The sequence below is a fragment of the Sphingomonas sp. AP4-R1 genome (assembly GCF_013113735.1).
Lineage (GTDB): Bacteria > Pseudomonadota > Alphaproteobacteria > Sphingomonadales > Sphingomonadaceae > Sphingomonas_I.
This window is the reverse complement of sequence record NZ_CP053346.1, coordinates 4,780,356-4,805,709: the sequence shown is the minus strand read 5'-3', so window position 1 is coordinate 4,805,709 and position 25,354 is coordinate 4,780,356. Positions and strand designations below refer to the sequence as shown.

22 protein-coding genes are annotated in these 25,354 nt (G+C 65.7%); 12 read left to right on the top strand and 10 right to left on the bottom strand.

From position 1 onward, the window contains the following. Window positions 1-168: 168 nt before the first annotated feature. Together HL653_RS21785 and HL653_RS21780 are read left to right on the top strand one after the other, a co-directional pair. Window positions 169-816 (top strand): class I SAM-dependent methyltransferase, encoded by a 648-nt coding sequence (locus tag HL653_RS21785; RefSeq protein ID WP_171746349.1) that lies wholly within the window; start codon window positions 169-171, stop codon window positions 814-816. Continuing rightward, a complete protein-coding gene (locus tag HL653_RS21780) occupies window positions 813-1,448 on the top strand; it encodes a hypothetical protein (protein WP_253717263.1) in 636 nt (211 codons plus the stop codon). Before HL653_RS21785 ends, HL653_RS21780 begins: the two co-directional genes overlap by 4 nt. A gap of 234 nt (window positions 1,449-1,682) precedes the next feature. Here HL653_RS21780 and HL653_RS21775 read toward each other — a convergent pair whose 3' ends face one another. Further along, on the bottom strand, window positions 1,683-3,338 hold the full coding sequence (locus HL653_RS21775; RefSeq protein WP_171746348.1) for an aminotransferase class III-fold pyridoxal phosphate-dependent enzyme: 1,656 nt from the start codon (window positions 3,336-3,338) through the stop codon (window positions 1,683-1,685). Between the two features lie 56 nt (window positions 3,339-3,394). Here HL653_RS21775 and asd point away from each other — a divergent pair, with 56 nt between their 5' ends. Beyond that, complete coding sequence (gene asd, locus HL653_RS21770; protein WP_171746347.1) at window positions 3,395-4,261, top strand: archaetidylserine decarboxylase; 867 nt, start codon at window positions 3,395-3,397, stop codon at window positions 4,259-4,261. 384 nt (window positions 4,262-4,645) lie between these two features. After that, window positions 4,646-7,192: a TonB-dependent siderophore receptor gene (locus HL653_RS21765; protein WP_171746346.1), complete on the top strand. Its 2,547-nt coding sequence runs from the start codon at window positions 4,646-4,648 to the stop codon at window positions 7,190-7,192. Window positions 7,193-7,426: 234 nt separating this feature from the next. On the opposite strand, the gene HL653_RS21760 is transcribed toward HL653_RS21765, so the two are convergent. From HL653_RS21760 to HL653_RS21750, 3 genes are all read right to left on the bottom strand, one after another. Next, window positions 7,427-7,789 carry a hypothetical protein gene (locus tag HL653_RS21760; protein ID WP_171746345.1) on the bottom strand — a complete coding sequence of 121 codons (363 nt, stop codon included), beginning with the start codon at window positions 7,787-7,789 and terminating at the stop codon, window positions 7,427-7,429. 216 nt (window positions 7,790-8,005) lie between these two features. Next, entirely contained in the window at window positions 8,006-9,928 is a 1,923-nt protein-coding gene (locus HL653_RS21755) for a CocE/NonD family hydrolase (RefSeq protein ID WP_171746344.1), read from the bottom strand. A gap of 253 nt (window positions 9,929-10,181) precedes the next feature. Then, entirely contained in the window at window positions 10,182-11,183 is a 1,002-nt protein-coding gene (locus HL653_RS21750; RefSeq protein WP_171746343.1) for an NAD(P)H-quinone oxidoreductase, read from the bottom strand. A gap of 73 nt (window positions 11,184-11,256) precedes the next feature. On the opposite strand from HL653_RS21750, the gene HL653_RS21745 reads away from it, so the two are divergent. The 7 genes from HL653_RS21745 (at window position 11,257) to HL653_RS21715 (ending at window position 18,727) form a co-directional block, all read left to right on the top strand. Continuing rightward, window positions 11,257-11,454 carry a DUF1192 domain-containing protein gene (locus HL653_RS21745; RefSeq protein WP_171746342.1) on the top strand — a complete coding sequence of 66 codons (198 nt, stop codon included), beginning with the start codon at window positions 11,257-11,259 and terminating at the stop codon, window positions 11,452-11,454. A 123-nt stretch (window positions 11,455-11,577) separates the two neighbouring features. After that, window positions 11,578-13,899, top strand: coding sequence for an ATP-dependent Clp protease ATP-binding subunit ClpA (gene clpA, locus HL653_RS21740; protein WP_171746341.1), 2,322 nt, complete (start codon window positions 11,578-11,580; stop codon window positions 13,897-13,899). A 108-nt stretch (window positions 13,900-14,007) separates the two neighbouring features. Next, window positions 14,008-14,235 carry an AbrB/MazE/SpoVT family DNA-binding domain-containing protein gene (locus HL653_RS21735; protein WP_216599916.1) on the top strand — a complete coding sequence of 76 codons (228 nt, stop codon included), beginning with the start codon at window positions 14,008-14,010 and terminating at the stop codon, window positions 14,233-14,235. 2 nt (window positions 14,236-14,237) lie between these two features. Next, window positions 14,238-14,633, top strand: a complete 396-nt coding sequence (locus HL653_RS21730) for a type II toxin-antitoxin system death-on-curing family toxin (RefSeq protein ID WP_171746340.1) — start codon at window positions 14,238-14,240, stop codon at window positions 14,631-14,633. Between the two features lie 138 nt (window positions 14,634-14,771). Then, window positions 14,772-17,291 (top strand): TonB-dependent receptor, encoded by a 2,520-nt coding sequence (locus HL653_RS21725; protein ID WP_253717261.1) that lies wholly within the window; start codon window positions 14,772-14,774, stop codon window positions 17,289-17,291. A gap of 113 nt (window positions 17,292-17,404) precedes the next feature. Continuing rightward, window positions 17,405-18,031 (top strand): glutathione S-transferase family protein, encoded by a 627-nt coding sequence (locus HL653_RS21720; RefSeq protein ID WP_171746339.1) that lies wholly within the window; start codon window positions 17,405-17,407, stop codon window positions 18,029-18,031. 108 nt (window positions 18,032-18,139) lie between these two features. After that, window positions 18,140-18,727, top strand: coding sequence for a hypothetical protein (locus HL653_RS21715; RefSeq protein ID WP_171746338.1), 588 nt, complete (start codon window positions 18,140-18,142; stop codon window positions 18,725-18,727). An 89-nt stretch (window positions 18,728-18,816) separates the two neighbouring features. Here HL653_RS21715 and HL653_RS21710 read toward each other — a convergent pair whose 3' ends face one another. From HL653_RS21710 to HL653_RS21700, 3 genes are all read right to left on the bottom strand, one after another. Continuing rightward, on the bottom strand, window positions 18,817-20,121 hold the full coding sequence (locus HL653_RS21710) for an oligogalacturonate lyase family protein (protein ID WP_216599915.1): 1,305 nt from the start codon (window positions 20,119-20,121) through the stop codon (window positions 18,817-18,819). 89 nt (window positions 20,122-20,210) lie between these two features. Then, entirely contained in the window at window positions 20,211-20,969 is a 759-nt protein-coding gene (locus HL653_RS21705; RefSeq protein WP_171746336.1) for an alpha/beta fold hydrolase, read from the bottom strand. 59 nt (window positions 20,970-21,028) lie between these two features. Then, window positions 21,029-21,451 carry an organic hydroperoxide resistance protein gene (locus HL653_RS21700; protein WP_171746335.1) on the bottom strand — a complete coding sequence of 141 codons (423 nt, stop codon included), beginning with the start codon at window positions 21,449-21,451 and terminating at the stop codon, window positions 21,029-21,031. A 165-nt stretch (window positions 21,452-21,616) separates the two neighbouring features. Between HL653_RS21700 and HL653_RS21695 the strand changes: the two genes are divergently transcribed. Beyond that, window positions 21,617-22,060: a MarR family winged helix-turn-helix transcriptional regulator gene (locus HL653_RS21695; RefSeq protein WP_171747194.1), complete on the top strand. Its 444-nt coding sequence runs from the start codon at window positions 21,617-21,619 to the stop codon at window positions 22,058-22,060. 150 nt (window positions 22,061-22,210) lie between these two features. On the opposite strand, the gene mutS is transcribed toward HL653_RS21695, so the two are convergent. The 3 genes from mutS to HL653_RS21680 are packed head-to-tail and all read right to left on the bottom strand — an operon-like array spanning window position 22,211 to window position 25,349. After that, window positions 22,211-24,808: a DNA mismatch repair protein MutS gene (mutS, locus tag HL653_RS21690; protein WP_253717259.1), complete on the bottom strand. Its 2,598-nt coding sequence runs from the start codon at window positions 24,806-24,808 to the stop codon at window positions 22,211-22,213. Further along, window positions 24,805-25,140 (bottom strand): type II toxin-antitoxin system RelE/ParE family toxin, encoded by a 336-nt coding sequence (locus tag HL653_RS21685; protein ID WP_171746334.1) that lies wholly within the window; start codon window positions 25,138-25,140, stop codon window positions 24,805-24,807. Before HL653_RS21685 ends, mutS begins: the two co-directional genes overlap by 4 nt. Next, entirely contained in the window at window positions 25,080-25,349 is a 270-nt protein-coding gene (locus HL653_RS21680; protein ID WP_253717256.1) for a hypothetical protein, read from the bottom strand. The genes HL653_RS21685 and HL653_RS21680 overlap by 61 nt, the downstream gene beginning before the upstream one ends. Window positions 25,350-25,354 lie beyond the last annotated feature (5 nt).

Here is a 25,354-nt window from a genome sequence, read left to right as displayed (position 1 = left end):
AAACACGAGGATGTCCTTACGCTTTCAGGGTGATGTTCTCGTTTCGGCAAGATGACAGTTGGATGATAGGCCGATTTCATTTTGGCCATAGTCATCGAACTTTCATCTTATCTTCGCGGTGTTGTCTTGAGAGGGACCGATAGAGGGGGCTCGCTCAGGGAGCCCGAAATGGCACTTACGATGAACACCAGTGGCGTCGCATCCGCTTATGATCGCTGGACGCCGATCTATGACCTCGTCTTCGGGCCGGTCTTCCGCACGGGGCGCGCGCGCTCGATCGAGGCTGCCGGGCGCATCGGCGGCCGCGTGCTGGAAGTCGGCGTCGGCACGGGCATCTCGCTGCCGCTCTACGGGCGCAACTGCCGCGTGTTCGGCATCGATATCTCCGAGAAGATCCTCGACAAGGCGCGAGCCCGCGCCAAGCGCCTGACCAATGTCGAGGCGATCGAGGTGATGGATGCCGAATCGCTCCGCTTTCCGGACGAGAGCTTCGACGTGGCGATCGCCCAATATGTGATCACGGCCGTGCCGAATCCGGAAAAGGCGCTGGACGAGTTGGCCCGCGTCGTGCGGCCGGGCGGTGAGGTGATCATCACCACGCGCATCGGCGCCGACACCGGCACGCGCGCCTCGATCGAGAAGTTCCTGATGCCGATCACGAGCCGGCTGGGCTTCCGCACCGAATTTTCGTGGGAACGCTATGCGGCGTGGGAGAAGGGTTCGCCCTCCGTGCGCCTCGTCGAGCGTTCGCCGCTGCCGCCGCTCGGGCATTTCGAGCTGATCCGCTACCGCAAGCTTCCGGGAGCCTCCGCATGAGGGCGTTGAAACTGCAGGCCGACATGGAAGACCGCGTCGGCTTCAAGGCGCAGCTGGCCGAGCAGCGCTGGGACGATCATCGTTATTATCATCACAGCCTGATCAACCAGAGCCTGCACTTCGTGAGCGCGATGACGTTCCTCACGGCTTATGTGCTGCTGTTCACCGATCCGGCGCTGGCGAGCCTGCTGGCGTGGGGCGTGGCGATGACGAGCCGCCAGGCGGGCCACTTCTTCTTCGAGCCCAAGGGTTACGACCATTTCAACCAAGCGACCCACGAGCATAAGGAAGACATCAAGGTCGGCTACAATCTGTTCCGCAAGGTCGTGTTGATGACCCTGTGGGCGCTGAGCCCGACCGTACTGTTCTTCAGCCCGACCCTGTTCGGTCTGTGCCCGGAGCCGCAGGGCTATCGCGACGTGCTGCGCGAAGTCGGCTATCTGTGGCTGGCGGTGGGCGTGGGCGGTCTGCTGTTCCGCACCGTGCATCTGTTCTTCATTCGCGACGTGATGTCGGGGATCGTGTGGGCGACCAAGATCATCACCGATCCGTTCAACGACTTCCTGCTCTACTGGCGCGCGCCGCTGCGCCTGATGAAGGGCGAGCGCATCGACAATCACGGCGTTGCCTGACGTCATCGGCTGACAAGGCGCCTCCCCCTCCCGAGGGGGAGGCGGCACGCCGCAGGCGTGACGGAGGGGGTGGAGGCTTGCGATCCGGTTGGCGGATCGGGAGCAACCGCTCCCTTCTCTCGTATCTATTCCGTTCGCATTGAGCCCGTCGAAATGCCGTCCTTCTTATCCCGCGTGAGGCAGAGAAAGGGACGGTGCTTCGACAGGCTCAGCACGAACGGAATGTGGGACGTGTCAGTTGCGCCCCAGCCGCTTGGCGATCGCCTCGCGCAGCAGGGTGCGACCGATCGTCTTGTTGGTGGCGCCGTCGGGATGCCAGAACCAGCCGTCCGCCTTCATCTTCTCGGCCGCCGCCACGAAGCGGTCGGCCACTTCGGCGAAGGCGGCATCATCATAATCCAGGCTGAAGATCAGGCGCCCGGTACCGACCCAGCTGAGCGCGAGCCCTTCGGCGCGGAGATAATATTGCAGTATCCAGTTGTAGCGCGACGGGGCCGTGTGCAGCACCGTCCAGATGCTGGAAAGGTTGGCGACGCGCACCGGCAGCCCGGCCGCCTCCAGCTTCGCGTTGAACGCGGCGGCGCGGCCGTTCCAGCGCTCGTCGAGCCCGTCGTAAAGCGCGCGCGTGGCGGGCTGATCCTGCAGGCGCAGGAAGCCGTTCATCGCCGCCATCACATAGGGGTGCGCGTTGAAGGTGCCGCGCGCGAAGCAGATATCGACCGGGCGATCGTCGCGGAAGCGGCGCATCAAAGCCGCCTTGCCGCACAGCACGCCGACCGGGAAACCGCCGCCCAGCGTCTTGCCGTAGGTGACGAGATCGGGCTGCACGTCGAAATATTCGGCGGCGCCGTGGGGGGCGAGGCGGAAGCCGGTGAACACATCGTCCAGGATCAGGACGATGTCGTTTTCGCGGCACGTCTCGGCCAGCCGCTTCAGCCATGCCGCATAAGCCGCGCGATCGACGGCGGGCACCTGTCGCCCCGCCACCAGCGATCCGTCGGAGGGCGCGCCCTTGTTCGGATGCAGCGCCTGCAGCGGGTTCACCAGAACGCAGGCGATATTCTTCTTGGTCCGCAGCACGCGCAGCGACTTTTCGGACATGTCGGCCAGCGTATAGGTGCCGTCGGCCGGCACCGGATTGCCGATGCCCGGCTGCACGTCGCCCCACCAGCCATGATAGGCGCCGACGAAGCGGACGAGGTGGCTGCGGCGCGTATGGTAGCGCGCCAGCCGCACCGCCTGCATCACCGCCTCGGTGCCGGACATGTGGAACGAGACCTCGTCCATGCCGGACAGCGCCTTCAGTCGCGCGACATTGTCCGCGACGAGGGGGTGCAGGCCCGCCAGCACGCCGCCGAGCGGCTCGGCCTGATCGATCGCCTCGCGCATCAGCGTCTTGTAGGTGTCGTTGCCGAGAACGTTGACGCCATAGGAGCCGGTGAGATCCCACAGGCGATTGCCATCCAGATCGGTGAGGATCGGGCCTTCGGAGCGTTCGTAGAACGTGCCGGCCGACAGCGCGGTGGAAATCATCTGCGCGAACTGGAAGGGCACGCGGTAGCTGCCGGTGAATTGCAGATCGGACAAGCCGCTCCTCGCCTCGGCGGTGAGCGCGCGGGTCTTGGCGAAGCGCTCCGCGAACAAGGCCGCGAGCCGATCGAAGCCCGCGCGCCGCGCCGCGACGATATCGGCCGGGGCATCGTCGACATGGAAGGCCTGCGCCTCGTCGTAGCGCGTGGCGGGGATCTGGCCCGCGATGCGCTTGCCCCAGCGCACATGGCCTGCCAGCGAGGGATGCTTGGCCTTGGAGAGGATCAGGCGGCGGCGGGCCTTGTCGGCGCCGAGTGCGGTGACGGCGGCGCCGGCGACGAGTGCGAATGTCGGTATCATGGCTTTGCCCTACGCAGGACGAGACACGCAATTATGACAACAAGGCAGACGAAACGATGACAGTCCGCGGCGCCCTGATGCGCGTGCTCCTGCAGGAAGACGTGAACTTCCTTCTGACCAACCGGCTGCCGCGCCGCTTCGCGACCAATGCGGTCGGCTGGTTCAGCAAGATCGAGCAGCCGCTCGTCGCCAAGGCCTCGATCCGCGCGTGGCGGATCTTCTCGGATCTCGATCTGTCGGATGCGGCGGCGACGCGCTTCCGCAGCATGCATGACTGCTTCACGCGGGCGCTGAAGCCGGGGGCACGGCCGGTCGATCCGCGCGCGGACGTGGTGGCCAGCCCTTGCGACGCGATCGTCGGCGCGAACGGCACGATCGCATCGGACGAGATCCACCAGATCAAGGGCATGCCCTATTCGCTGGCCGAATTGCTGGGCGATGCGGCGGACGCCAAACCCTTTCTGGGCGGCACCTATGTGACGCTGCGGCTGACGGCGGCGATGTATCACCATTTCCACGCGCCCGATGATCTGACGGTGGAGCGCGTGCGCTACCTTTCGGGCGACTGCTGGAACGTCAATCCGATCGCGCTGAAGCGGGTGGAGCGGCTATTCTGCCGCAACGAGCGCGCGGTGGTCAGCTGTCGCCTGCGCGAGGGCGGCGCGCCGGTGCTGCTGGTGGCGGTGGCGGCGATCCTGGTGGCGGGCATCCGCCTGACCTTCCTCAATACCGATCGGCTGCTCCGCGAGGGCGGCGACCGAACCGTGCCGCTGGCGGCGGACATGGCCAAGGGCGAGGAAATGGGCTGGTTCGAACATGGATCGACGATCGTGATGTTCCTGCCCGAAGGCTTCGCGCTGGCCGAGGGCGTGGGCGAGGGGCGGCCGATCCGGCAGGGCGAGGCGATCGCGCGGCGGGTGTAAGGCGATCAGTGCCGTACTCCGGCGAAAGCCGGAGTCCGGGGCTGCAAGTGGTTCGTTTGAAGCCCTGGGCTCCTGCGTTCGCAGGAGCACGGGGCGGCTAAACAGGCGCTCGAGACGTCTTTTTGTCCCGGCGATTGTAGCTTTCGGGCAACGCTTTTGCGGGCCGATCATCGATATTTCATGCTCTTGGCAAGAGCGGCGACACATCATGTCCCGCCTCTCAAATGTGCCCGCAAGTTTCTCTTTACAGTTTCGCGACTGCAGCATTACGTTACTGCGATGCGGCAAAAGCAGGAGAGCCGAAGATCGGCCCCTGCCCAAGCATCGTGCGAGGACGCGCGGGGGATTTGCGCGTGTCGGCCGTAAAAAATGGGGGCGATACCAATGGGAAACGTGTGTCTCGATGAGATCGATGGCGTCGCCGCAGTGCAGCGCGTTGGGCGCGGTGCTTCGCGACTTGGGCTGGTTGCCGGCTTCCTCGCCTGTACTTCGCTCTGTTCCGCCGCGTGGGCCCAGGATTCCGAAACCACCGCGAAGTCCGGCGAGGACATCGTCGTCTCGGGCTCGCTCAACGCGTTGCCCGTGAAGGACGTCGGCACGGTCTTCGGCTTCGACAAGACTCTGGTGGATACGCCGCGCTCGGCCTCGACCGTGTCCAAGGAGCAGATCGAGCGCTTCGGCGTGACGAGCATCTATGATCTCGTGGCGCAGGCGCCGGGCACGTTCACCAACAGCTTCTTCGGCGTCGGCGGCTCGCTCGATATTCGCGGCACGCCGGGCGAAGTCTATTTCCGCGGCATTCGTCGCCTCGACAATCCGGGCAATTACCCGACGCCGATCGGCGCCGCCGACCGGATCGACATCGTGCGCGGCCCGGCCTCACCCCTGATGGGGCCGGCCAAGACCGGCGGCTACATCAACTTCGTCCCCAAATCGGCGCGTGCCGGCAACGGCAGCTATCTCGCCGAGCCGAAGGCCGAACTGAGCTACACGCGCAGCAGCTGGAACGGGAATGTCCTGTCCGGAAACATCGTCGGCCCCGGCAAGATCGCGGGCCACGAGTTCGGCTACAGCCTCTATGGCGAGGTCACCGATTCCGACAGCTATTACGACAATATCTATACGCACCAGACCCTGTTGCAGGCCTCGTTCGACACGGACATCACCAGTTCGCTGCGGGTCGAGTTCGGCGGCATGTATGACAATTATCGCGGTACGCAGAATGGCGGATGGAACCGCGTTACCCAGCAGCTGATCGACAACGGCACCTACATCACCGGCACCGCGCGGCCGCTGGATACGAATGGCGACGGCAAGATCTCGCAGGCCGAGGCGCAGGCGGCGAACCGGGGGCTGGGGCTGGGGACATTCGGCTCGGCCTTCTGCACGACGCCGCCCTTCGCCAATCCGTTCATCAGCAGCATCACCAATGCCTGCCTTTCGAGCGTTTATCCGGACTCTGGTCTGATCAATCCCGGCACGGCGAAGCTCAGCCGCCGCCAGACGCTGACCGGGCCGAACGATTTCCTCGATAACATCGCCACCACCGCTTATGCGGACATCATCTGGGATGGCGGCAACGATCTGGAGATCAAGAATCAGAGCTTCTACGACGGCACGAAGAACAATAACGAGAATGCCTACGGCTTCTCGCAGTTCGCGCGCTCCTGGGTCTTCGAGAACAAGACGACTCTGTCGAAGAAATTCACGACCGACCTCGGCAAATTCTCGATCCAGGCGTCGCCCTCGGTGCGCTACACCCGCTTCAATCACGCCGATGATTTCGGATACGAATATTTCGGTCGCGTCGATCTGACGCAGGGTTACACGCCCAATTCGACGCGCCTGCTCTCCACGCAGAGCGGGTCCGGCTATTCGAGCGACTTCAAGGGACATTATTGGGATACGTCGTTCAGCACGCTGGCCGATCTCGATTTCGATTTCGGCCTCGATGTGGTGCTGGGCGGCCGGTATGACCGGATGGCCGTCACCTCGACGGCGGTGCTGTCGCGGATGGATGCCACCGCTTTCTCCGTGAACATGCCGCAGACCGCGCTGACGACGGCGGCGGATCTCCAGCGCGGCTACCGGACGGTGCAGGACAAGAAGGGCGTCTGGTCATGGTCGGCCAGCGCCAATTACAAGCTGCCGTTCGGGCTGAAGCCCTACGGCACGATCTCCAAGCAATCGGTGATCATCACCGGGCAGGGTGCGGAGGTCGATCCGAACAACGTCTATGCCGATACGTGGGTCACGTCCTCGAAACTCTATGAAGGCGGCGTCAAGGGCAGCTGGCTCGACAACAGGCTCTATGCGGCGATCTCGGTCTACAAGCAGACCCGCACCGATTACACCGTCCAGTCGCTGACGGTGAACCAGGCGATCCGCACTACCGGCATCGAGGGCGAGGTGCGCTGGGCGGTGGACAGGCATCTGTTCGTGACGGGCGCCTATACGCATACGAAGGTGGTCAACCTGGCCTTCCTGAACGGTGGCGGCGCCTTCTTCTATTATTATGGCGCGGGCGCGTTCCAGGCGATCGGGGTCAATCCGGCGCTCATCCTCGGCGCGGCGCCGAACGGCCTCGTCGCGCTGACCGACAAGAGCATGGCGGAGCGTCCAGGCATCCCGCGCAATCTCTATTCGGGTACGGCGAGCTATTCGTTCGACAACGGCATCTCGCTCACCGCCAGCGCGAGCCACGTTCCCAAGGTGTGGGCCGATTATCCGCATACGCTGCGGCTGCCGTCCTACACTCTGGTCGATGTGGGTGTTTCCTACGAGGTCAATCACTGGCTGTTCCAGGTCAACATGAAGAACGCGCTGAACGAGCGTTACTTCCGCGCCAACTTCGTCGAGCTGTACGGTTCGCAGAACGTGAAGCCGGAAGTGCCGCGCAGCTTCCAGGCGACGGTGAAGTACAAGTTCTGAGGAGTGGGGTGGGCGTCCGGCTGAGGCTGGGCGCCCTTTCGGGATAAGCTGACGGTGTCGCACTGCACTGACGAGTGCATCTTCTCCCGTCATGTCAGCGCAGGCTGGCACCCCTCACTATTCTGGCCTTCGGCGCGCTGGAAAGAGAGAGGCATCGATCCCAGCCTGCGCTGGAATGACGGGAGCGTCGGCTTTCGCCCCAATAGCGGACATCGGAACGCAGCGTCGTACCGTTCAGCATGCTCCGACAGATCGAGTTTCACCTGTCTGTAAAATGATGGCTACGCTGCAAGCGTACTGGCCCGCCTGATGTTTGGTGCACACGAGACCACCGCTTTGCCGTAGCCGTAGCCCCTCCTCGCACGCATCTCCGCGCTTGGTCGCACCGGGCATAGCTTCGTAGATTTTTCGGGCGGCCTCGCCGCTGAGAAAAACGGCAGCTCTATCGTTCTTTTGATTTGCCGGAGGATCGATGGTCTCGGGTCCGGTGATCATCACTTGCGCATTTGCACCGGTCAGAGGCTGAGCATCAGCCGGAATGCCGACAACAATCGCGGCAACGATGATGCAGGTAAGCGGGATCAGCCTTTCGCTCATCGCATCTTGATGCCGCAGGCATTCTTCGTAGACCAGCAGAACCTCGATGTGGATGTCCGCTATCCACCAATTGCGGTCACGCGCCTTCCATTCCGTAGATCAGAAGGGAGGGAAGAAAGAGGTGCGATCCGGCCGGCGTTGCGCGAGTTTCCACCCACCCCCGGCCCCTCCCTTGCAGGGAGGGGAGAGTGAGCGCCTCCGTCTCTTCGCTGAACGCTATTTCGCGTCCACCAGCGGCAGCCATACGGCGCTGGCCGCGCCGGGGGCGTGGCTGATCGTCATCGTCTGCGCCTTGTAGTCCGTGGGCTTGGCGAAGAAGATGTTGGGCACGTAGGTCTGCGGATTGCGGTCGTAGAGCGGGAACAGGCTCGACTGGATCTGGACCATGATGCGGTGGCCGGGCTGGAAGACGTGGTTCGTCGTCGGCAGGCGGAACTTGTATTCCTGCACCTTGCCGGCCGGGATCGCCTTGGGCTTCTCGAAGCTGTCGCGATAGCGGCTGCGGAAGATGTCGAGCGCGACCGACAGCTGATAGCCGCCCATTTCAGGCTGGTTCGGCATCTCGTCCGGATAGACGTCGATCAGCTTCACCACCCAATCGGCATCGGTGCCGGTGGTGGCGGCGAACAGATCGGCGATGGCCGCGCCCGAGATGCGAACCGGCTTCGTCAGCGCCTCGGTCTGGTAGGTCAGCACGTCCGGCCGGGTGCCGACATTGCGCTGGTCGCTGACGAGCCAGGGCTTCCACTGATCGGCATTGTGCATGTTGACCGGGCGCGGGACGAACGGGATCGGCTTGGCCGGATCGGAGACATAGGAATCGTTGCCCTTCGAGGCGGGCGCGGTGAAGGACAGGCCCTTGCCCTCGGCCAGATAGAGCGGCTTCAGCGGCGCGGCGCAGCCGGTCTGGCAGGCGAGCGGCCAGCTTGGCAGCTTGTCCCAATGGTTCTCGCCGGTGTTGTAGATGAACACCTTGGGCGTATCGGCCCTGGGCGCGCCATCCTTCAAATATTGGTTGAAGAAGGGGAGCAGCACGTCGCGGCGGAACTGGAGCGCGGTGTCGCCGTCCCACTTGAGCGGGCCGAGATTATAGCCGTCATAATTGACCTGGCTGTGCCGCCACGGGCCCATCACCAGATAATTGTTCGCCTCATGCCCGGCCGCCTTCAGCCCCTCCCAGCTGTGGATCGCGCCGTACATGTCCTCCTGGTCCCACAGGCCCTGCAGCCACATGGTGGGGACGTTGGAGGGATGGGCCGCGACCAATTTGTCGAGCGCCTGACCCTGCCAATAGGCGTCGTAGGCGGTGTGATCGACCATCCGGCGCCACATGCCGAACTGCTCCAGCTTGTGCGCCTTGGCGAAATCGCCGGCCGAGCCCGCGCGCAGATAGGCGTCATAATCGTCGGCGTTGGAGGTGATCAGGCTCTCGCCGCCCTTGCGACCCGATTCCTGCCCGACGAAGTAGGAATCGCCCGCCTGACGATAGGCGCCGTAATGGAAGAAATCGTCGCCCATCCAGCCATCGACCATCGGGCTTTCGGGCGCCGCCACCTTCAGCGCGGGATGCGGATCGAGCAACGCCATGACGACCGTGAAGCCCTCATAGGAGGAGCCGATCATGCCGACCTTGCCGTTCGTCTCGGGGATGTTCTTCACCAGCCAGTCGATCGTGTCATAGGCATCGGTGACATGATCGGTGTCGGTGGGGTTGAGCGGGCCGCGCACGGGGCGCGTCATCTCATAGGGGCCTTCGGAGCCATATTTGCCGCGAATGTCCTGAAACACGCGGATGTAGCCCGCGCCCACGAACACGTCGTCGCCCTGCGGCAGGATCGCGAGCATCGATCCGGACTCCGATCGCGCGGCGCGCTTGTCGGCATAATAAGGCGTGCGGGTGAGCAGGATCGGCGCGCCCTTCGCGCCCTTCGGCACGACGATCACGGTGTGGAGCTTTACCCCGTCGCGCATCGGGATTTCCACCACGCGCTTCACATAATCATAGCCCTCATTGGGGGCGTCATAGTGGGCCGGGATGTCGTTCGTGGCCTGCGGTTTCACAGGCGGCGTCTGGGCGGACGCGACCGTGGTGGCGAGCAGGGCGACGGCGAGGGCGGAGAGCGGGAGCGGCTTGGTCATGCCGCGAGGTTAAAGCGCGCGTGGCGGGGAAAGGGAAGGGGAGGCGGTGGGGGTGCTGTGCGCCTGGGAGGCGTCTGCGAGAATCCGCCGTCCGCTTTCCCGTTCGCACTGAGCCTGTCGAAGCCTGTCCTGAGCGCCTGCCTTGGCAGGCAGTCGAAGGGTGCCGTTCTTCTCCCCTTCATCGCGAGGAAGAGGAAGAAGGACGGTGCTTCGACAGGCTCAGCACGAACGGAAAGAAGAGGAAGAACGGCGCTCAGCCGATCGTCAGCACGACCTTGCCGACATGATCGCCCGCCTCGACATGCGCGTGCGCCTCGGCGGCGCGGGCGAGCGGGAAGGTGCGGTCGATCACGGGGCGCAGCTTGCCTTGCTCCACGAACGGCCAGGCTTTGGCGCGGATGTCGGCGCAGAGCGCGGCCTTGAAGGCGGCGTCGCGGGGGCGGAGGGTGGAGCCGGTCAGCGTCAGGCGGCGGACCATCAGATCGATGATCGAGAGGGTCGCCTTGGGGCCGCCCTGCGTCGCGATCGAGACATGGCGACCGTCGGGCGCGAGGCATTTCATGTTGCGGGGGAGATAGTCGCCGCCGACCATGTCCAGCACGAGGTTCACGCCCCTGCCGCCGGTGATGTCCTTCACCGCCTCGACGAAGTCCTGCGTCTTGTAGTCGATCGCGTGGGCGGCACCGAGCGCCTTGGCCGCCTCGCACTTCGCGGCGCTGCCGGCGGTGACGATCACCTCCAGCCCGAACAGATTGCCGAGCAGGACCGCCATCGTGCCGATGCCGCTGGTGCCACCATGGACGAGCAACGTCTCACCCGCCTGCGCGCCGCCGCGCTGGAACACATTGTGCCAGACGGTGAAGAGCGTTTCGGGCAACGCCGCCGCCTCGATCAGGCTGAGCGACGGCGGCACGGGCAGGCAATGACCGGCGTTCACGATCGCATATTCGGCCTGCGCGCCGCCCGCGACCAGAGCGCAGACGTTCGTGCCGATCATCGCGGCGCCCGACTCGTCGCCCGCCGCGACGACCTCGCCCGCCAGTTCGAGGCCGAGGATCGAGGGCGCGCCGGGCGGCGGCGGATACTTGCCCTGGCGCTGCATGATCTCCGGCCGGTTCACGCCGGCCGCCGCGACTCGGACCAGCCATTCGCCGGGTCCGGGAGTCGGAACGGGACGCTCGACCGGCACCAATATCTCGGGTTCGCCCGCCGTCGCCGGATCGAGCGCCATCATCGTCAGGGGCAGGGAGGTCATCTCTTCTCCGGGAACCGGCAATTGGTCGCGCGCTTTATTGACAGGGCTTCGGAGAGGGTCAACGTTACCGCTCATGGATATCGATGACATCCTGCCGCGCAAATCCGCCGATCCCGCATCGGCCCTTGCCACGCAGGATCTCGACAGCCTCTCGGTGGATGAGCTGAACGCCCGGATCGCCACGCTGGAGGCCGAGATCGTGCGCACCCGCGCAAAAATAAAATCCGCCGTTAACCATCGTGCAAGCGCCGAGAGCCTATTCAAGAGATGAAGGTGGATCCCGCCTTCGAAAGGAACGCCTTGATGGGCGCCCGGCTTGATCGGCGGGATCGGCATCACGACATGAGGATGGTCGCAGGGCCGTTCTTCGGCCGCTGCCAGGAGTAAGCTGACTATGCCATCCTTTGCCCGCGAGCTTGAGCAGACGCTGCATAATGCGCTCACGGCCGCATCCTCCCGCCACCACGAATATGCGACGCTGGAGCATCTCCTGCTCGCGCTGATCGGCGACGAACATGCCGCCAAGGTGATGAGCGCCTGCGGTGTCGATCTCGGCGATCTGAAGACCGCGGTGACCACCTATCTGGATACCGAGCTCGATGCCCTGAAGACATCGGGCAATGCCGATCCGTCGCCCACCAGCGGCTTCCAGCGCGTCGTCCAGCGCGCGATCCTTCACGTCCAGTCCTCGGGCCGCGAGGAGGTGACGGGCGCCAACGTGCTCGTCGCGCTCTTCTCGGAGCGGGAGAGCTATGCCGTCTATTTCCTGCAGCAGCAGGATATGAGCCGCCTCGACGCGGTCAGCTATCTCAGCCACGGCGTCGGCAAGGCCGGGCAACCGACGGAGAACCGCGAGGTGAAGGGCTCGGAGGAAGAGAAAGCGCAGAAATCCGAGGGCAAGCAGAAAGGCGAGAGCGCGCTCAAGCAATTCTGCGTGAACCTGAACGAGAAGGCCAAGGAAGGCCGCGTCGATCCGCTGATCGGTCGCGCCGCCGAGGTCGATCGCACGGTGCAGATCCTCTGCCGCCGCTCGAAGAACAACCCGCTCTATGTGGGCGATCCCGGCGTGGGCAAGACCGCCATCGCCGAGGGCCTCGCGCGCAAGATCATCGAGGGCCAGGTGCCCGAAGTGCTGAAGGAAGCGGTGATCTACTCGCTCGACATGGGCGCGCTGCTGGCCGGCACCCGCTATCGCGGCGATTTCGAGGAGCGCCTGAAGCAGGTCGTCTCCGAACTCGAGAAGATGCCGCACGCCGTGCTGTTCATCGACGAGATCCACACCGTGATCGGCGCGGGCGCCACCTCGGGCGGCGCGATGGATGCATCGAACCTGCTGAAGCCGGCTCTGTCGGGCGGCACGATCCGCTGCATCGGATCGACCACCTACAAGGAGTTCCGCAATCATTTCGAGAAGGACCGGGCCCTGCTCCGGCGCTTCCAGAAGATCGACGTGAACGAGCCGACGATCGAGGACACGATCAAGATCATCACCGGGCTGCGCTCGGCGTTCGAGCAGCATCATTCGGTGCGCTACACGCCCGAGGCGATCAAATCGGCGGTCGAGCTGTCGGCGCGCTACATCAATGATCGCAAGCTGCCGGACAAGGCGATCGACGTGATCGACGAAGTCGGCGCGATGCAGATGCTGGTCGTGCCCTCCAAGCGGAAGAAGGTGATCACCGCCAAGGAGATCGAGCAGGTGATCGCGACGATGGCGCGCATCCCGCCGAAATCGGTTTCGACCGACGACACCAAGGCGCTGGCCAGCCTCGACACCGATCTCAAGCGAGTCGTGTTCGGGCAGGACAAGGCGATCGAGGTGCTGTCGTCCGCGATCAAGCTCAGCCGCGCGGGTCTGCGCGATCCGGACAAGCCGATCGGCAATTATCTGTTCTCCGGCCCCACGGGCGTCGGCAAGACGGAGGTGGCGCGCCAGCTCGCCTCGATCATGGGCATTCCGCTGCAGCGGTTCGACATGTCCGAATATATGGAGCGCCACTCGGTCAGCCGGCTGATCGGTGCGCCTCCGGGCTATGTCGGCTACGATCAGGGCGGCCTGCTGACCGATGCGGTCGACCAGCAGCCCCACAGCGTGCTGCTGCTCGACGAGATCGAGAAGGCGCATCCGGATCTGTTCAACATCCTGCTGCAGGTGATGGACAACGGGAAGCTGACCGATCACCACGGCAAGACGGTGGATTTCCGCAACGTCATCCTGATCATGACGACCAATGCGGGCGCCAGCGACATGGCCAAGGAGTCGATCGGCTTCGGCGCCAGCAGCCGCGAGGACGTGCAGGAGGAGGCGGTGAAGAAGCTCTTCACCCCCGAATTCCGCAACCGCCTCGATGCGATCGTGCCATTCGATTATCTGCCGACGCCGGTGATCGGCCGCGTCGTCGAGAAGTTCATCCTGCAGCTGGAGCTGCAGCTGGCGGATCGCGACGTGCATATCAGCCTGGACGACGATGCGAAGGCGTGGCTCACGGAGCGCGGCTATGACAAGCTCTATGGCGCGCGGCCGATGGGCCGCCTGATCCAGGAGAAGATCAAGCAGCCGCTGGCCGAGGAACTGCTGTTCGGCAAGTTGCTCCACGGCGGCGAGGTGAAGGTCCACATGAAGGAGGGCGCCATGGCGTTCGAGATCGTGGCGGCCGCACCGAAGAAGCCCAAGAAGGGCGGCAAGACCAAGAAGGCGCCGGAAGAGCAGGCGTAAGCGGCTCTTTTGGGTTCAGAGAGGGAGGGGCGCTGGCGGAAGCCGGCGCCCCTTTCGCGTTTGGGGGCATCGATTATTGAGTGATGAGCAATCTGTTATAACGTTCGTATGAACATGCCCCTGAAGCTCGTGAAGATCGGCAACTCGACCGGCGTGATCCTGCCAAAGGAATTGCTTGCGCGCCTGCGTGTCGGGACCGGCGACAATCTGTATGCGACGGAATCGCCGGATGGCGTACGCCTGACTGCCTCCAATCCCGACTTCGAAACGAAGATGGCGGCCGCCGAAGCGATCATGCGCGAGGATCGCGATATCCTGCGCGTTCTGGCGCAATAGCCATGTCGGATCGGATCGAGCCGATTTGGCTCGACGCCACCGACGCTCTCGCCATTCATGATCGTCAACTCGCCGAACATGGCGGGGGATCAGGCGTGCGCGATCCGGGCGGGCTGGAGTCCGCATTGGCGCGAGCGGTAAATCGCTGGGCCTATGGCGAGGATGATCCCGCCGTTCTTGCGGCGGCATATGCCTATGGTGTCGCTTATTTCCATCCCTTCGTGGATGGAAATAAGCGAACGGCCTGGGTGCTCCCGCGTCTGTTTCTTGTGCTCAACGGTCATCGATTGGTTTTCGACGCGGCAGATGCGATCAAAACCGTTCTCGCCCTCGCGGCGGGCGAGCTTGCCGAAGACGAACTGGCCGACTGGTTTCGCACCCATATCGTGACGGACTGACCGGGCTCCCCCTCCGATCGATCCGGGGAACCGTATGCCGCACCCGCAGTTCGCCTTCCGGCGTACGAAGTTTTGCTAACTCGCCTAATCCTATCAGATAAGTAGGTAACGTTCCCACAACGATTCAAGGGGAATGAGATGGCGTCGCGGGCGATCCGTATCGGAAGTTTGGCGGGAGTATCGCTGATTGCGGCCATGGCCGTGCAGGGCGCGGCGTCAGCGCAGACGGCGGCTCCGGCTGGAGCGGACACGGCTCCGGCGGCGAGCGCCGCATCCACGCCTGCCCCCGTCGCCACACCGGCCGAGCGGCCGCGCGAGCGCACCGTGCCCGCGGGCGCGCCTTCCGGCGACATTCTCGTCACCGCGCGCCGCCGCAGCGAGACGGTGCAGAAGGTGCCGCTTGCCATTTCCGTGCTGGATGCGCGCGCGATCGACGCGACCGGCAGCTTCAATGTGCTGAAGCTCACGCAGATTCAGCCGAGCCTGCAATTCTATTCGACCAATCCGCGCAACACGACGGTGAACATCCGTGGTCTGGGCCAGCCCTTCGGCCTGATCAATGACGGGATCGAGCCGGGCGTCGGCTTCTATATCGATCAGGTCTATTATGCGCGGCCGGGATCGGCGACGTTCGACTTCCTCGATATCGATCGGGTCGAGGTGCTGCGCGGGCCGCAGGGCACGCTCTACGGCAAGAACACCACGGCGGGCGCGATCAGCATCACGCTGAAGGAACCGAGCTTCACGCCCGAGGGGCAGGTGGAGGTCTCGGCCGGCAATCTCGGCTTTGTTCAGGGCAAGGCGTCCGTTTCCGGGCCGCTGTCCGATACGGTGGCGGTCCGCATCGGTGCATCGGTCACGAAGCGCGACGGCACGATCCACAACATCACCACCAATGCCGACGTGAACAGCCAGGACAATCTGGGCGTGCGCGGCACATTGCTGTTCAAGCCGACCAGCGATTTCAAGCTGACCCTGTCGGGCGACTATAATCGCCAGAACCCGGATTGCTGCGTGCAGATCTATGTGCGGACAGGCGCCACGCAGCGGCCGCTCAATCGCCAGTTTGCGGGCCTCGCTGCGGCGTTCAACTATGCGCCGCCCTCCACCGACGCGTTCGATCGCGTGACCGATCTGGATGCGACATTGCGGGCCAAGCAGACCATCGGCGGCGTGTCGCTGAAGGCCGAATGGGATGTGGGGCCGGGCACGCTCACGTCGGTTTCGGCGTGGCGTTTCTGGGACTGGAAGCCGTCCAACGATCGCGACTTCACCGGCCTGCCGATCACGACCGTGTCGCAGAATCCGTCCCACCAGAATCAGTATACGCAGGAGTTCCGCTATGCGGGCACCAGCGGGCCGATCGATTATGTCGGCGGCCTTTACGGCTTCTACCAGAAGATCGACACGACCGGATCGCAGGTGCAGGGGCCGGCCGCCAGCCGCTGGCTGCTCAACCCCACCAGTGCCAATGCCAGCAATCCGGCGGTGCTGAACGGGCTGACCTCGCTCAACGACATCCACTTCAAGAATACCAGCCTCGCCGCCTTCGGGCAGGTGACGTGGCACGTGACGGATCGACTGCGCCTGCAGCCGGGCCTGCGCGTGAATTACGACAAGAAGACGGGCAGCTATGTCGCGACCGTGATCAACGGGCAGGGCGTGACGATCAACTGCGCGCCGCCGCTCACCTCCGGCTCGGCGCTGGCCGACCAGTGCGCGACGCTGCCGCCGCAGAGCTACAATCCCAAGTTCAGCGACTGGAACGTCTCGGGCGACTTCACCGCCTCGTTCGACGTGGCGCGCGACGTGCTGGCCTATGCGACCTATGCGAAGAGCTTCAAGTCGGGCGGCATCAACCTCTCCGGCCTGCCGCTGGATGCCAACAACCAGCCGATCCTGTCCTCGGGCAGCGTGAAGCCCGAGAGCGTCAACCATTATGAGGTGGGCCTGAAGACCCAGTTCCTCGACCGGCGCGTGACCTTCAACGTCGCCGGCTTCTGGACCGACGTGAAGAATTATCAGGCGACGGTGACGAACGGGCAGCTGGGCGTGATCCGCGGCTATCTCGCCAATGCGGGCAAGGTGCGGACGCGTGGCGTGGAGCTGGACGCCAGCTTCCGCCCGACCAGCCAGCTCAGCCTCTACGCCTCGGGCGCGTTCACCGACGCCAAGTACGTGAAGTTCGTCGATGCGCCGTGCCCGCCCGAACTGGCCGGCGGAACGGCCGTGACGGCGGGGCAGACGCCGAGTGCCCCCGGCACGCCGGGCGGCCGCAGCCCGCTGGCCTGCGACATTTCCGGCCAGTGGCTGCCGGGCGTCTCGCGCTGGGCGGGCAGCCATGGCGGCGAATATCGCATCCCCGCCAAGCTGTTCGGCGATAGCGAGATCTTCTTCGGCTATGACGGCAGCTATCGCTCCAAATTCTCGTCCAATCCGTCGCGCTCGGCCTACACCGATATCGCCGGTTATTACCTCGCCAACATCCGCACCGGCATCCGCGTGAACCGGACGTGGGAGCTGTATGGCTGGGTGCGGAACGTGTTCGACAAGAATTATTACGAGGTGCTGGCCACCCAGTCCGGCAATACCGGCCTCGTCGTCGGCCAGCCCGCCGATCCGCGCACCTATGGCGCGACCGTGAAGGCACGGTTCTGAGGTCGCTTCGTCACCCCGGACGGAGGTTCGGGGTGACGGGGAGCACGAAGGACTTGCAAGGAACGAAATAAGAACAAATACTCCCCCTGCCCGAATCGAGGGAAGGGGATGCCATGGCCGCTCAACTGACGCTCTACACGAACCCCATGTCGCGCGGCCGGATCGCGCGCTGGATGATGGAGGAGGTGGGCCAGCCCTATGATGTCGAGATCATGGGCTATGGCGGCACGATGAAGGGCGACGCCTATCGCGCGATCAACCCGATGGGGAAGGTGCCCGCGATCCGGCATGGCGACGTGGTCGTCACCGAATGCGCGGCGATCTGCGCCTATCTGGCCGATGCCTTTCCCGAGGCGGGGCTGGCGCCGCCGCCGGGATCGCCCGACCGCGCCGATTATTATCGCTGGCTGTTCTTCGCGGCCGGTCCGGTGGAGGCGGCGGTGACGAACGGCGCGCTGGGGATCGAGATCAGCGACGAGAAGAAGCGCATGGTCGGCTATGGCTGCATGGACGATGCGCTGGCGGCGCTGGAGCAGGCGGTGACGGGCAAGGCCTTTGTCGCGGGCGGCGCGTTCAGCGCGGCGGATGTCTATGTCGGCTCGCAGATCGGCTGGGGGATGCAGTTCGGCCGGATCCCGCCGCGCCCGGCCTTCGTCGCCTATTGGGACGGACTGAAGGCGCGCCCGGCGCATAAGCGCGCGGCGGAACTGGACGATGCGGCGATGCCCAAGCCCGAGTGAGGAAGAGCGCGGCGGCTCGGCCGGTCGCAAATTGCGGCTGGGAAGGGCGGATTCTCTAAAGTTTCGGGGGCGGGCGACGTTCGGTCATACGGGTTCCCGGAGGACAGCATGATCACCGCCGCCAGTTCGACGAGCGCGCTGCAGACCAGATTGGTTTCGAGCGGCGTCTCGACCGCGAAGGCCAAGCTCGTCCAGGACGATCTGGACTCGGCGCTCAAGGCGACGGGCGCCGGGGGTACGGCCAGGCCCGCATCTGTGCGCGCGGCGCTCGACCAGAAGATCGCGGCCGATGTCGCATCGGGCAAGCTGAGCGAGGCGGACGCCGCGACGATCGGCAAGGCGCTGGACCGGATGGGGGATGCGTCGGTCGCGGCCTCAGGCGATAGCGGGGCGGCGACGGGCGATGCCGGGGCGGCACAGGCTGCGGGCGGGGCGCATGGCGGTGGCGGAGGTGGCGGCGGCAGGAGCGCCGCCAAGACCGAGCTTTCGCGCATCGTGACGGTGGCCGGCGCGATCAAGACGACCGTGGTGACCTATACGGACGGGACGAGCGAGACGAGCACCGGCGCCGCCAACGCCGAGGACAAGGCGCGCTATGGCCATGCCGATGCTACCGACGACGCGGATCCGCAGACGAAGGTCGGGACCTATCTGGCCGGCATCGCGCCCGGCAGTCTGGTGGAGGGGGAGGCCTGAGAGCGGGCGGAGCGACGCCCGTTCGGGGATGCTGACCATCTTCCCCTCTCCCTGGAAGGGAGGGGGAGGAAGGGGGCGTCATCCCAGCCTCACTTCGCCCTGGCGATCTCTGCTGCGTAGATGGCGGGGCTGCCGTCCACGTTGGCGCGGTAGACGAGCCATTGGCCGTCGGGCGTGAAGTGGAGATTGGGCTCCAGCGTGTAATCCTGCCTGGCCATGTCCACGACATGCTCGGTCACCAGAGTGCCGGTGGCGATGAGCTTGTCGCGATCCAATGTGGTCTTCGCCTCGGGCCGTTCGTCGGGCTTGGGGACGAGCAGGCTCATATATTTGTTGGTGCCGTTGCCGTCCGCGCCGAAGATCTTGCCGTCGGGCGCAATGTTGAAGTGGACCGAGGTCTGGTTCGCCTCCACCTTGTACCAGCGGCGCGCGCCCGTCTTCACGTCGTAGCTCGCGAGCCACGGCATCGCGCCCTTGGGGGCCTGCAGATCATACCAGATGGTGCTGCCGTCCGGGGACCAGAATTCGTGGCCGGCAATCTCGGCCTGCATCGTGCGCTGGTGGATCTTCGTGAGCGCGCTGCCGTCGGTGCGGATCGTCCAGATCCGGTCCACCTCGTGCCACGGGCCTTCGTGGCAGAACATCAGCAAGGTGGGGTCGGTGGGCGAAAACTGGACGTGGTTCAGCCAGTCGGTCGCCTGGTGGACGGACTTGCGCGCGCCGGTGGCGGTGTCGATCGTGAAGATCTCCATCGGCACGGCGGCGTGCAGCCGCTCGCCCATCCACTTCTCCTTGGCGTCGGCGAAGGAGAGGGGGCGGCCGGCTGCGTCGGTGCCGGCATAATTGGGCGAGCCGGTCTTGGGATCGCGACGGCCCTGCGCGGCGATGGCGGGCGGTGGCGGCGACAGTTCGCGATTGCCTGAAAGCAACGTGTCGTCCGCGTTGATCGATTCGATCCGGCCATTGGGCATGTCCGCGATCTTGCGGCGCTTGCCCGTGTCGAGATTGACCGCCCAGACGGTGTAGGGCTCGTCCGCTTCCGTGGCACCGGCGGGCTTGGTCGTGTAATAAGCGGTCGGGCTGCGGTGCGCGACGAACAGCAGCCGATCGATCTTTTCCTTCAGCACGAGCTTGGTCGTCCAGTCGCCGACATGGGCGGTGCGGATGCCCTCGGGCGTGAGATAGACCATCCGCCCGCCATCGGGCGTAAAGGCGTTGTAATTGAAATAGAGGGCGTAATTGCCGGGGCGATCGTCGACCTTGACGATGCGGTGGCCGGTGGTGGGATCGATCACGCTGACGGGCGCCGGCGGCGCCGAGAACGCGGCGGTCGCGCCGATCGCGACACCGATCGTCAAAGCGGCGGCCATGCCGAGCGCCAGTTTCCGAGCCATCACGAACCTCTCCATATGCTCACTTTCTGCGATGGCATACCGGAGTGTGGGACGACATGGCAATGTCGGCTGGTCGCGTGGGCGGTGGTTTACTGGGCGTCGCGCGCGGCCTGCTCGATCACGTCGGCCACGGCGCGGGGCTGCGACACGAACACCGCGTGGCTGCCCTTGATCTCCGTCACTTTCGCGCCGGCGCGCTTGTACATCGAGCGTTCCAGATCCGGATTGATCATCCGGTCCTGCGTCGCGACGATGCCGTAGCTGGGCTTGCTCTTCCATGCCGGCGCGGTGATCGCCGTGCCAAAGATCACGCCGTTGATCGGCACCTGCGAGAGGGCCATGAACCGGGCCTCGGCGGCGGGCACGTCGGCCGCGAAATCGGCCGGGAACTTCGCCGGATCGATCAGGAGATAGCCATCCGCGATGGGCCCGATGCTGGTGGCCGCGCCGGGCTTGGAGGCGAGGAGCGCGCCCGATTTCTCGCCTTCGTCCGGCGCCAGCGCCGCGACATAGACGAGGCTGGCGACGCGGGCGTTGTTGCCCGCTTCGGTGATGACCGTGCCGCCATAGCTGTGACCGACCAGCACAACGGGGCCGGACTGGCGATCAATGACGCGGTTGGTGGCGGCGACGTCATCGGCGAGGGAGGTTTCGGGCTCCTGCACGACGCTGACGGTGTAGCCGTCCTTGATCAGCAGATCGGCGACCGGCTTCCAGCCCGATCCGTCGGCGAAGGCGCCGTGGACGAGGACGACGTTGCGGACGGGGCCGGTGGCGGGAGCGGCGACGGCGGTGCCGGAGAGGGCGGCCAGCGAAACGGCGGCGAGCAGGGTGCGGAACGAGGTCATGGCAAATCTCCTGTCGCCCGCCGGGATCACCGGCGGGCATCATTCGGGCAAAGGGGGGCTCAGGCGACGCTGAGGGCGACGGCGGCGCCGTTATGGGCGAGGTGCGAATAAGGGCAGACCACGTCGGCCGCGGCGACCAGGTCCTCGGCGATGGCGCGTTCGATGCCGGGGATGCTCACCGACAGCGCGATCTCGAGACCGAAGCCCTTGCCGTCGTCACGCGGGCCGATGCCGACCGTGGCGGTGACCGTCGTCTGTTCCGACAGCGTCACCTTCTTCTGCGCGGCGACATATTTCAGCGCGCCGAGGAAGCAGGCCGAATAGCCCGAGGCGAACAGTTGCTCCGGATTGGTGCCGTCGCCGCCCGCGCCGCCCAGTTCCTTCGGCGTATCGAGCGTGACGGCGAGGCGGCCGTCGCTGGTCTTGGCGGTGCCGGTCCGGCCACCGGTGGCGGTTGCTTCGGCGCGATAGAGAACGTTCATGGCGGGTTCCTTCGATAATTGATCGCGATATTGATTATCGCGATAACGATTAAGTAGGCGTGTCCCACGGCCTTGTAAAGCGATTCGTTTATCGCGATATCGAATTTCGTGATAAGGGCCTGTTTGCCCCTTTGGAGATCGATCGTGACGACGCCGTCCGCACCTATGCCCCTCGAGACTCTGCCGCTCGACGCGCATCTGTGTTTCGCCATCTATTCCGCGAATATCGCGATCAACCGCGCCTATCGGCCGGTGCTGGAGCGGCTGGGCATCACCTATCCGCAATATCTGGTGATGCGCGTGTTGTGGGAGCGGGACGGGCAGACGGTGGGCGCGCTGGCGGAGCGGCTCGCGCTGGAATCGAGCACGATCACGCCGCTGGTGAAGCGGCTGGAAACGGCGGGCTTCGTGGGGCGCGAGCGCAATCCCGAGGACGAGCGTCAGGTGATCGTGACGTTGCGCGAGCAGGGGCGGGCGCTGCAGCAGGAGTCGGCCTGCCTGCTGGCGACTCTGCCCGAGCGATCGGGCCTGCCGGTGGAGACGCTGATGCGGCTCAACGCGGATGTGAGCGCGCTGCGCGATGCGCTGGGGGAGAAGGAAGAGGGGTGAGCGGGGCGGTGCTATTGCGCGGAGAGATTGCTCATTCTTCCTCGTCATCCCGGACTTGATCCGGGATCCCGCGTCTTCTTCCCTCTCGGCGCTGGATGGGTAGCGGGACCCCGGATCAAGTCCGGGGTGACGTGAGGCGGGTAGGGCGGCTTACTCTCCCGCCGCCAGCCCCTTGAGGCGATAGAGCGCCTCCAGCGCCTCGCGCGGGCTCAGCGCATCGGCATCGATCGTGGCGAGGGCGTCGCGCAGGGCGTCTGGCTTCTCTTCCTCGGGGGCGACTGCGGCAGCCGCGAAGAGGGGGAGGTCGTCCAGACCCGCCGCGATGCCGCCCGTGGCGACGCGGCCGGCCTCCAGCTTCTTCAGCACATCCTTGGCGCGCCCGACCACGGCGGGGGCAAGCCCGGCCAGCCGCGCGACGGCGAGGCCGTAGCTGCGGTCGGCGGGCCCCTGCGCCAGCTCGTGGAGCAGGACGAGATCGCCCTTCCATTCGCGCGCGCGGACATGGTGGAGCGAGAGCGAGTCGAGCCGGTCGGCCAGCCGCGTCAGCTCGTGGTAATGAGTGGCGAACAGGCAGCGGCAGCGATTGATGTCGTGCACCGCCTCCACCACCGCCCAGGCGATGGCGAGGCCGTCATAGGTGGAGGTGCCGCGCCCGACCTCGTCGAGGATCACGAAACTGCGTTCGGTCGCCTGCGCGAGGATCGCGGCAGTCTCGACCATCTCGACCATGAAGGTGGAGCGGCCGCGCGCGAGATTGTCCGACGCGCCGACGCGGCTGAACAGGCGATCGCAGAGACCCAAAGTGGCGCTGGTGGCGGGCACGAAGCCGCCCGCCTGCGCCAGGATCAGCATCGCCGCATTCTGGCGCAGGAAGGTGGATTTACCGCCCATGTTGGGGCCCGTGACGAGCCACAGGCGATCGTCGGGCGAGAGGCGGCAATCGTTCGCGACGAAGCGCCCCCCGGTGGCGGCGACGGCGCTCTCGACGACGGGGTGGCGCCCGCCCTCGATCTCGAGGCAGGGATGTTCGGCGATGGCGGGGCGGCACCAGCCGCCCTCGGCCGCGCGCTCGGCTTGGCCTGCCGACACGTCCAGCCGGGCGAGCGCATCGGCGGTGGCGGCGATGTCGTGGCGGCGGGCAAGCGCCTGTTCGGTCAGCGCCTCCAGATGCGCGGCCTCGGCGGCGAGCGCGTGGGCGCCGGCCTGCCCGACGCGGCTGGCCTCCTCATGCAGTTCGGGCGCGTTGAAGCGGACGACGCCCGCCAGGGTCTGGCGGTGCGTGAAGCCGCTCTCCGCCTTCATCAGCGGATCGGCGGACTTGGCCGGCACCTCGATATGATAGCCCAGCACATTGTTGTGCCTGATCTTGAGCTGGGAGACGCCGGTCTTCTCGCGGAAGCGCGCTTCCAGCTGGGCGATGGCGCGGCGGCCCTCGCCGCCGGTGGCGCGCAGCGCGTCGAGCGCGGCATCATAGCCCTGTGCGATATAGCCGCCCTGCGCGGATTCGATCGGCGGGGCGGGGACGAGCGCGCGGGCGAGTTCGTCGACGAGGGCGCCGTGGCCGCCGAGGGCCGGGAGCAGATGCGCGAGCAGGGGCGGGGCGGGATCGACGCCGCGCAGCATCGCCTGCAGCCGCTGCGCCTGATCCAGACCGTCGCGGAGCTGACCGAGATCGCGCGGGCCACCCCGGCCCGAGGCGAGGCGACCGAGGGCGCGGGCGACATCGGGCTGGGCGCGGAGAGCGCTGCGCAGGCGCGCGCGCAGATCGGTGTCGTCATGGAATAAGGCGACGAGGTCCAGCCGCGCCTCGATCATCGGGCGATCGCCGAGCGGGGCGGACAGGTCGGCCGCCAGCGCGCGGGCGCCGCCGCCGGTGACGGTGCGGTCGATCGCGTCGAGCAGGCTGCCCTTGCGCTGGCCCGAGGCCGTGGCGGTGATTTCCAGGCTTTCGCGCGAGGCCGCGTCGATCATCATGTGATCGGCGGCGGCACGGCGGACGGGCGGCTGGAGGAAGGGGAGGTGGCCCTGTCCCGCCCGGTCGAGATAGTCGAGCAGCGCGCCCGCCGCCGCCAGCTCGGCGCGGGTGAAGGCGCCCCAGCCGTCCAGCGTGGCCACGCCGAACAGCGCTTTCAGGCGGCGTTCCCCGTTGGCGCTGTCGAAGCCCTTGTCGACGGCGAGGCCGTCGGGAAGCGTGGCGGCCAGCGCGGGCGGAGCGATCAGTTCGGCGGGGGAGAGGCGGGCGATCTCCGCCTCCAGCGCGTCGCGCGCGGCGGGGCCGATCTCGAACCGGCCGGTGGAGATGTCGCAGGCGGCGATGCCGAGGCCGCCCGCCGCTTCGCCCACCGCCGCCAGCCAGTTGGCCGCCCGCGCGTCGAGCAGGGTTTCCTCGGTCAGCGTGCCGGGGCTGACGATGCGGACGATCGCGCGCGTGACGAGCGTCTTGCCGCCGCGTCTTTTGGCCTCCTCGGGGGATTCGGTCTGCTCGGCGATGGCGACGCGGTGGCCGGCCTTGATCAGGCGTGCGAGATAGCCTTCGTGGCTGTGCGCGGGCACGCCGCACATTGGGATCGGCGCGCCGAGATGCTCGCCGCGTGAGGTGAGCGCGATATCCAGATCGGCGGCCGCCTTGGCGGCATCGTCGAAGAACAGTTCGAAGAAATCGCCCATCCGGTAGAAGAGCAGGCAATCGGGCACGCTTGCCTTCAGCGCGAGATATTGCGCCATCATCGGCGTGGGGGCGGTGGTCATGGCTGTCCGGGTTCGTCTTGCAGTTGGGCGGCGTGGCGCACGTCGAGGATGGAAACGGTTTCGGCGGAAATCTGGTATAGAATCACATAGGATCGATGCACCACCAGTTCGCGACAATCGTCACGTGCGGGGCGGCCGCGTCGGGGAAACTCGCTCAGGCTTTGCCCGGCGGCGAAGATTCGTCCGGCCAGCCGATCAGCGGCGTAAGGGTTGGAGATCGATATATAGCTTCGGATGGACTCCAGCCGGTCGATCGCGAGCTTTGTCCAGACTACTCGAACCATTCGCGTGGTGGTGGCCCTGCGTCGGGCTTGCCCCACGTCTTCAGCCATTCGGCGACCTTTTCATGAGGCACTACGCGTCCGGCCGCGATATCAGCGCGCGCCTGGGCCAGCCGCGCATCATCATTTTCCGGACCGAAAATGGCCCGATAGGCGGGGTCGCGCATGGCCGCCTCGGCCAGTGCGGCGATGCGCGCATCCAGCTCCGCCGCCTGCTCGGACGTCTCCTCACCGTCGAATGATCCGCGTTCCACGTTCATGGCCC

Bases quoted from the DNA above. Each gene is read 5' to 3' on its own strand.
- HL653_RS21695 (WP_171747194.1), top strand. From the start codon at position 21,617: ATGCCCCTCGAGACTCTGCCGCTCGACGCGCATCTGTGTTTCGCCATC.
- clpA (WP_171746341.1), top strand. From the start codon at position 11,578: ATGCCATCCTTTGCCCGCGAGCTTGAGCAGACGCTGCATAATGCGCTC.
- HL653_RS21760 (WP_171746345.1), bottom strand. From the start codon at position 7,789: ATGAGCGAAAGGCTGATCCCGCTTACCTGCATCATCGTTGCCGCGATT.
- mutS (WP_253717259.1), bottom strand. From the start codon at position 24,808: ATGACCACCGCCCCCACGCCGATGATGGCGCAATATCTCGCGCTGAAG.
- HL653_RS21745 (WP_171746342.1), top strand. From the start codon at position 11,257: ATGGATATCGATGACATCCTGCCGCGCAAATCCGCCGATCCCGCATCG.
- HL653_RS21775 (WP_171746348.1), bottom strand. From the start codon at position 3,338: ATGATACCGACATTCGCACTCGTCGCCGGCGCCGCCGTCACCGCACTC.
- HL653_RS21680 (WP_253717256.1), bottom strand. From the start codon at position 25,349: ATGAACGTGGAACGCGGATCATTCGACGGTGAGGAGACGTCCGAGCAG.
- HL653_RS21685 (WP_171746334.1), bottom strand. From the start codon at position 25,140: ATGGCTGAAGACGTGGGGCAAGCCCGACGCAGGGCCACCACCACGCGA.
- HL653_RS21750 (WP_171746343.1), bottom strand. From the start codon at position 11,183: ATGACCTCCCTGCCCCTGACGATGATGGCGCTCGATCCGGCGACGGCG.
- HL653_RS21705 (WP_171746336.1), bottom strand. From the start codon at position 20,969: ATGACCTCGTTCCGCACCCTGCTCGCCGCCGTTTCGCTGGCCGCCCTC.
- asd (WP_171746347.1), top strand. From the start codon at position 3,395: ATGACAGTCCGCGGCGCCCTGATGCGCGTGCTCCTGCAGGAAGACGTG.
- HL653_RS21725 (WP_253717261.1), top strand. From the start codon at position 14,772: ATGGCGTCGCGGGCGATCCGTATCGGAAGTTTGGCGGGAGTATCGCTG.
- HL653_RS21785 (WP_171746349.1), top strand. From the start codon at position 169: ATGGCACTTACGATGAACACCAGTGGCGTCGCATCCGCTTATGATCGC.
- HL653_RS21780 (WP_253717263.1), top strand. From the start codon at position 813: ATGAGGGCGTTGAAACTGCAGGCCGACATGGAAGACCGCGTCGGCTTC.
- HL653_RS21755 (WP_171746344.1), bottom strand. From the start codon at position 9,928: ATGACCAAGCCGCTCCCGCTCTCCGCCCTCGCCGTCGCCCTGCTCGCC.
- HL653_RS21720 (WP_171746339.1), top strand. From the start codon at position 17,405: ATGGCCGCTCAACTGACGCTCTACACGAACCCCATGTCGCGCGGCCGG.
- HL653_RS21715 (WP_171746338.1), top strand. From the start codon at position 18,140: ATGATCACCGCCGCCAGTTCGACGAGCGCGCTGCAGACCAGATTGGTT.
- HL653_RS21765 (WP_171746346.1), top strand. From the start codon at position 4,646: ATGGGAAACGTGTGTCTCGATGAGATCGATGGCGTCGCCGCAGTGCAG.
- HL653_RS21700 (WP_171746335.1), bottom strand. From the start codon at position 21,451: ATGAACGTTCTCTATCGCGCCGAAGCAACCGCCACCGGTGGCCGGACC.
- HL653_RS21710 (WP_216599915.1), bottom strand. From the start codon at position 20,121: ATGGCTCGGAAACTGGCGCTCGGCATGGCCGCCGCTTTGACGATCGGT.
- HL653_RS21730 (WP_171746340.1), top strand. From the start codon at position 14,238: ATGTCGGATCGGATCGAGCCGATTTGGCTCGACGCCACCGACGCTCTC.
- HL653_RS21735 (WP_216599916.1), top strand. From the start codon at position 14,008: ATGAACATGCCCCTGAAGCTCGTGAAGATCGGCAACTCGACCGGCGTG.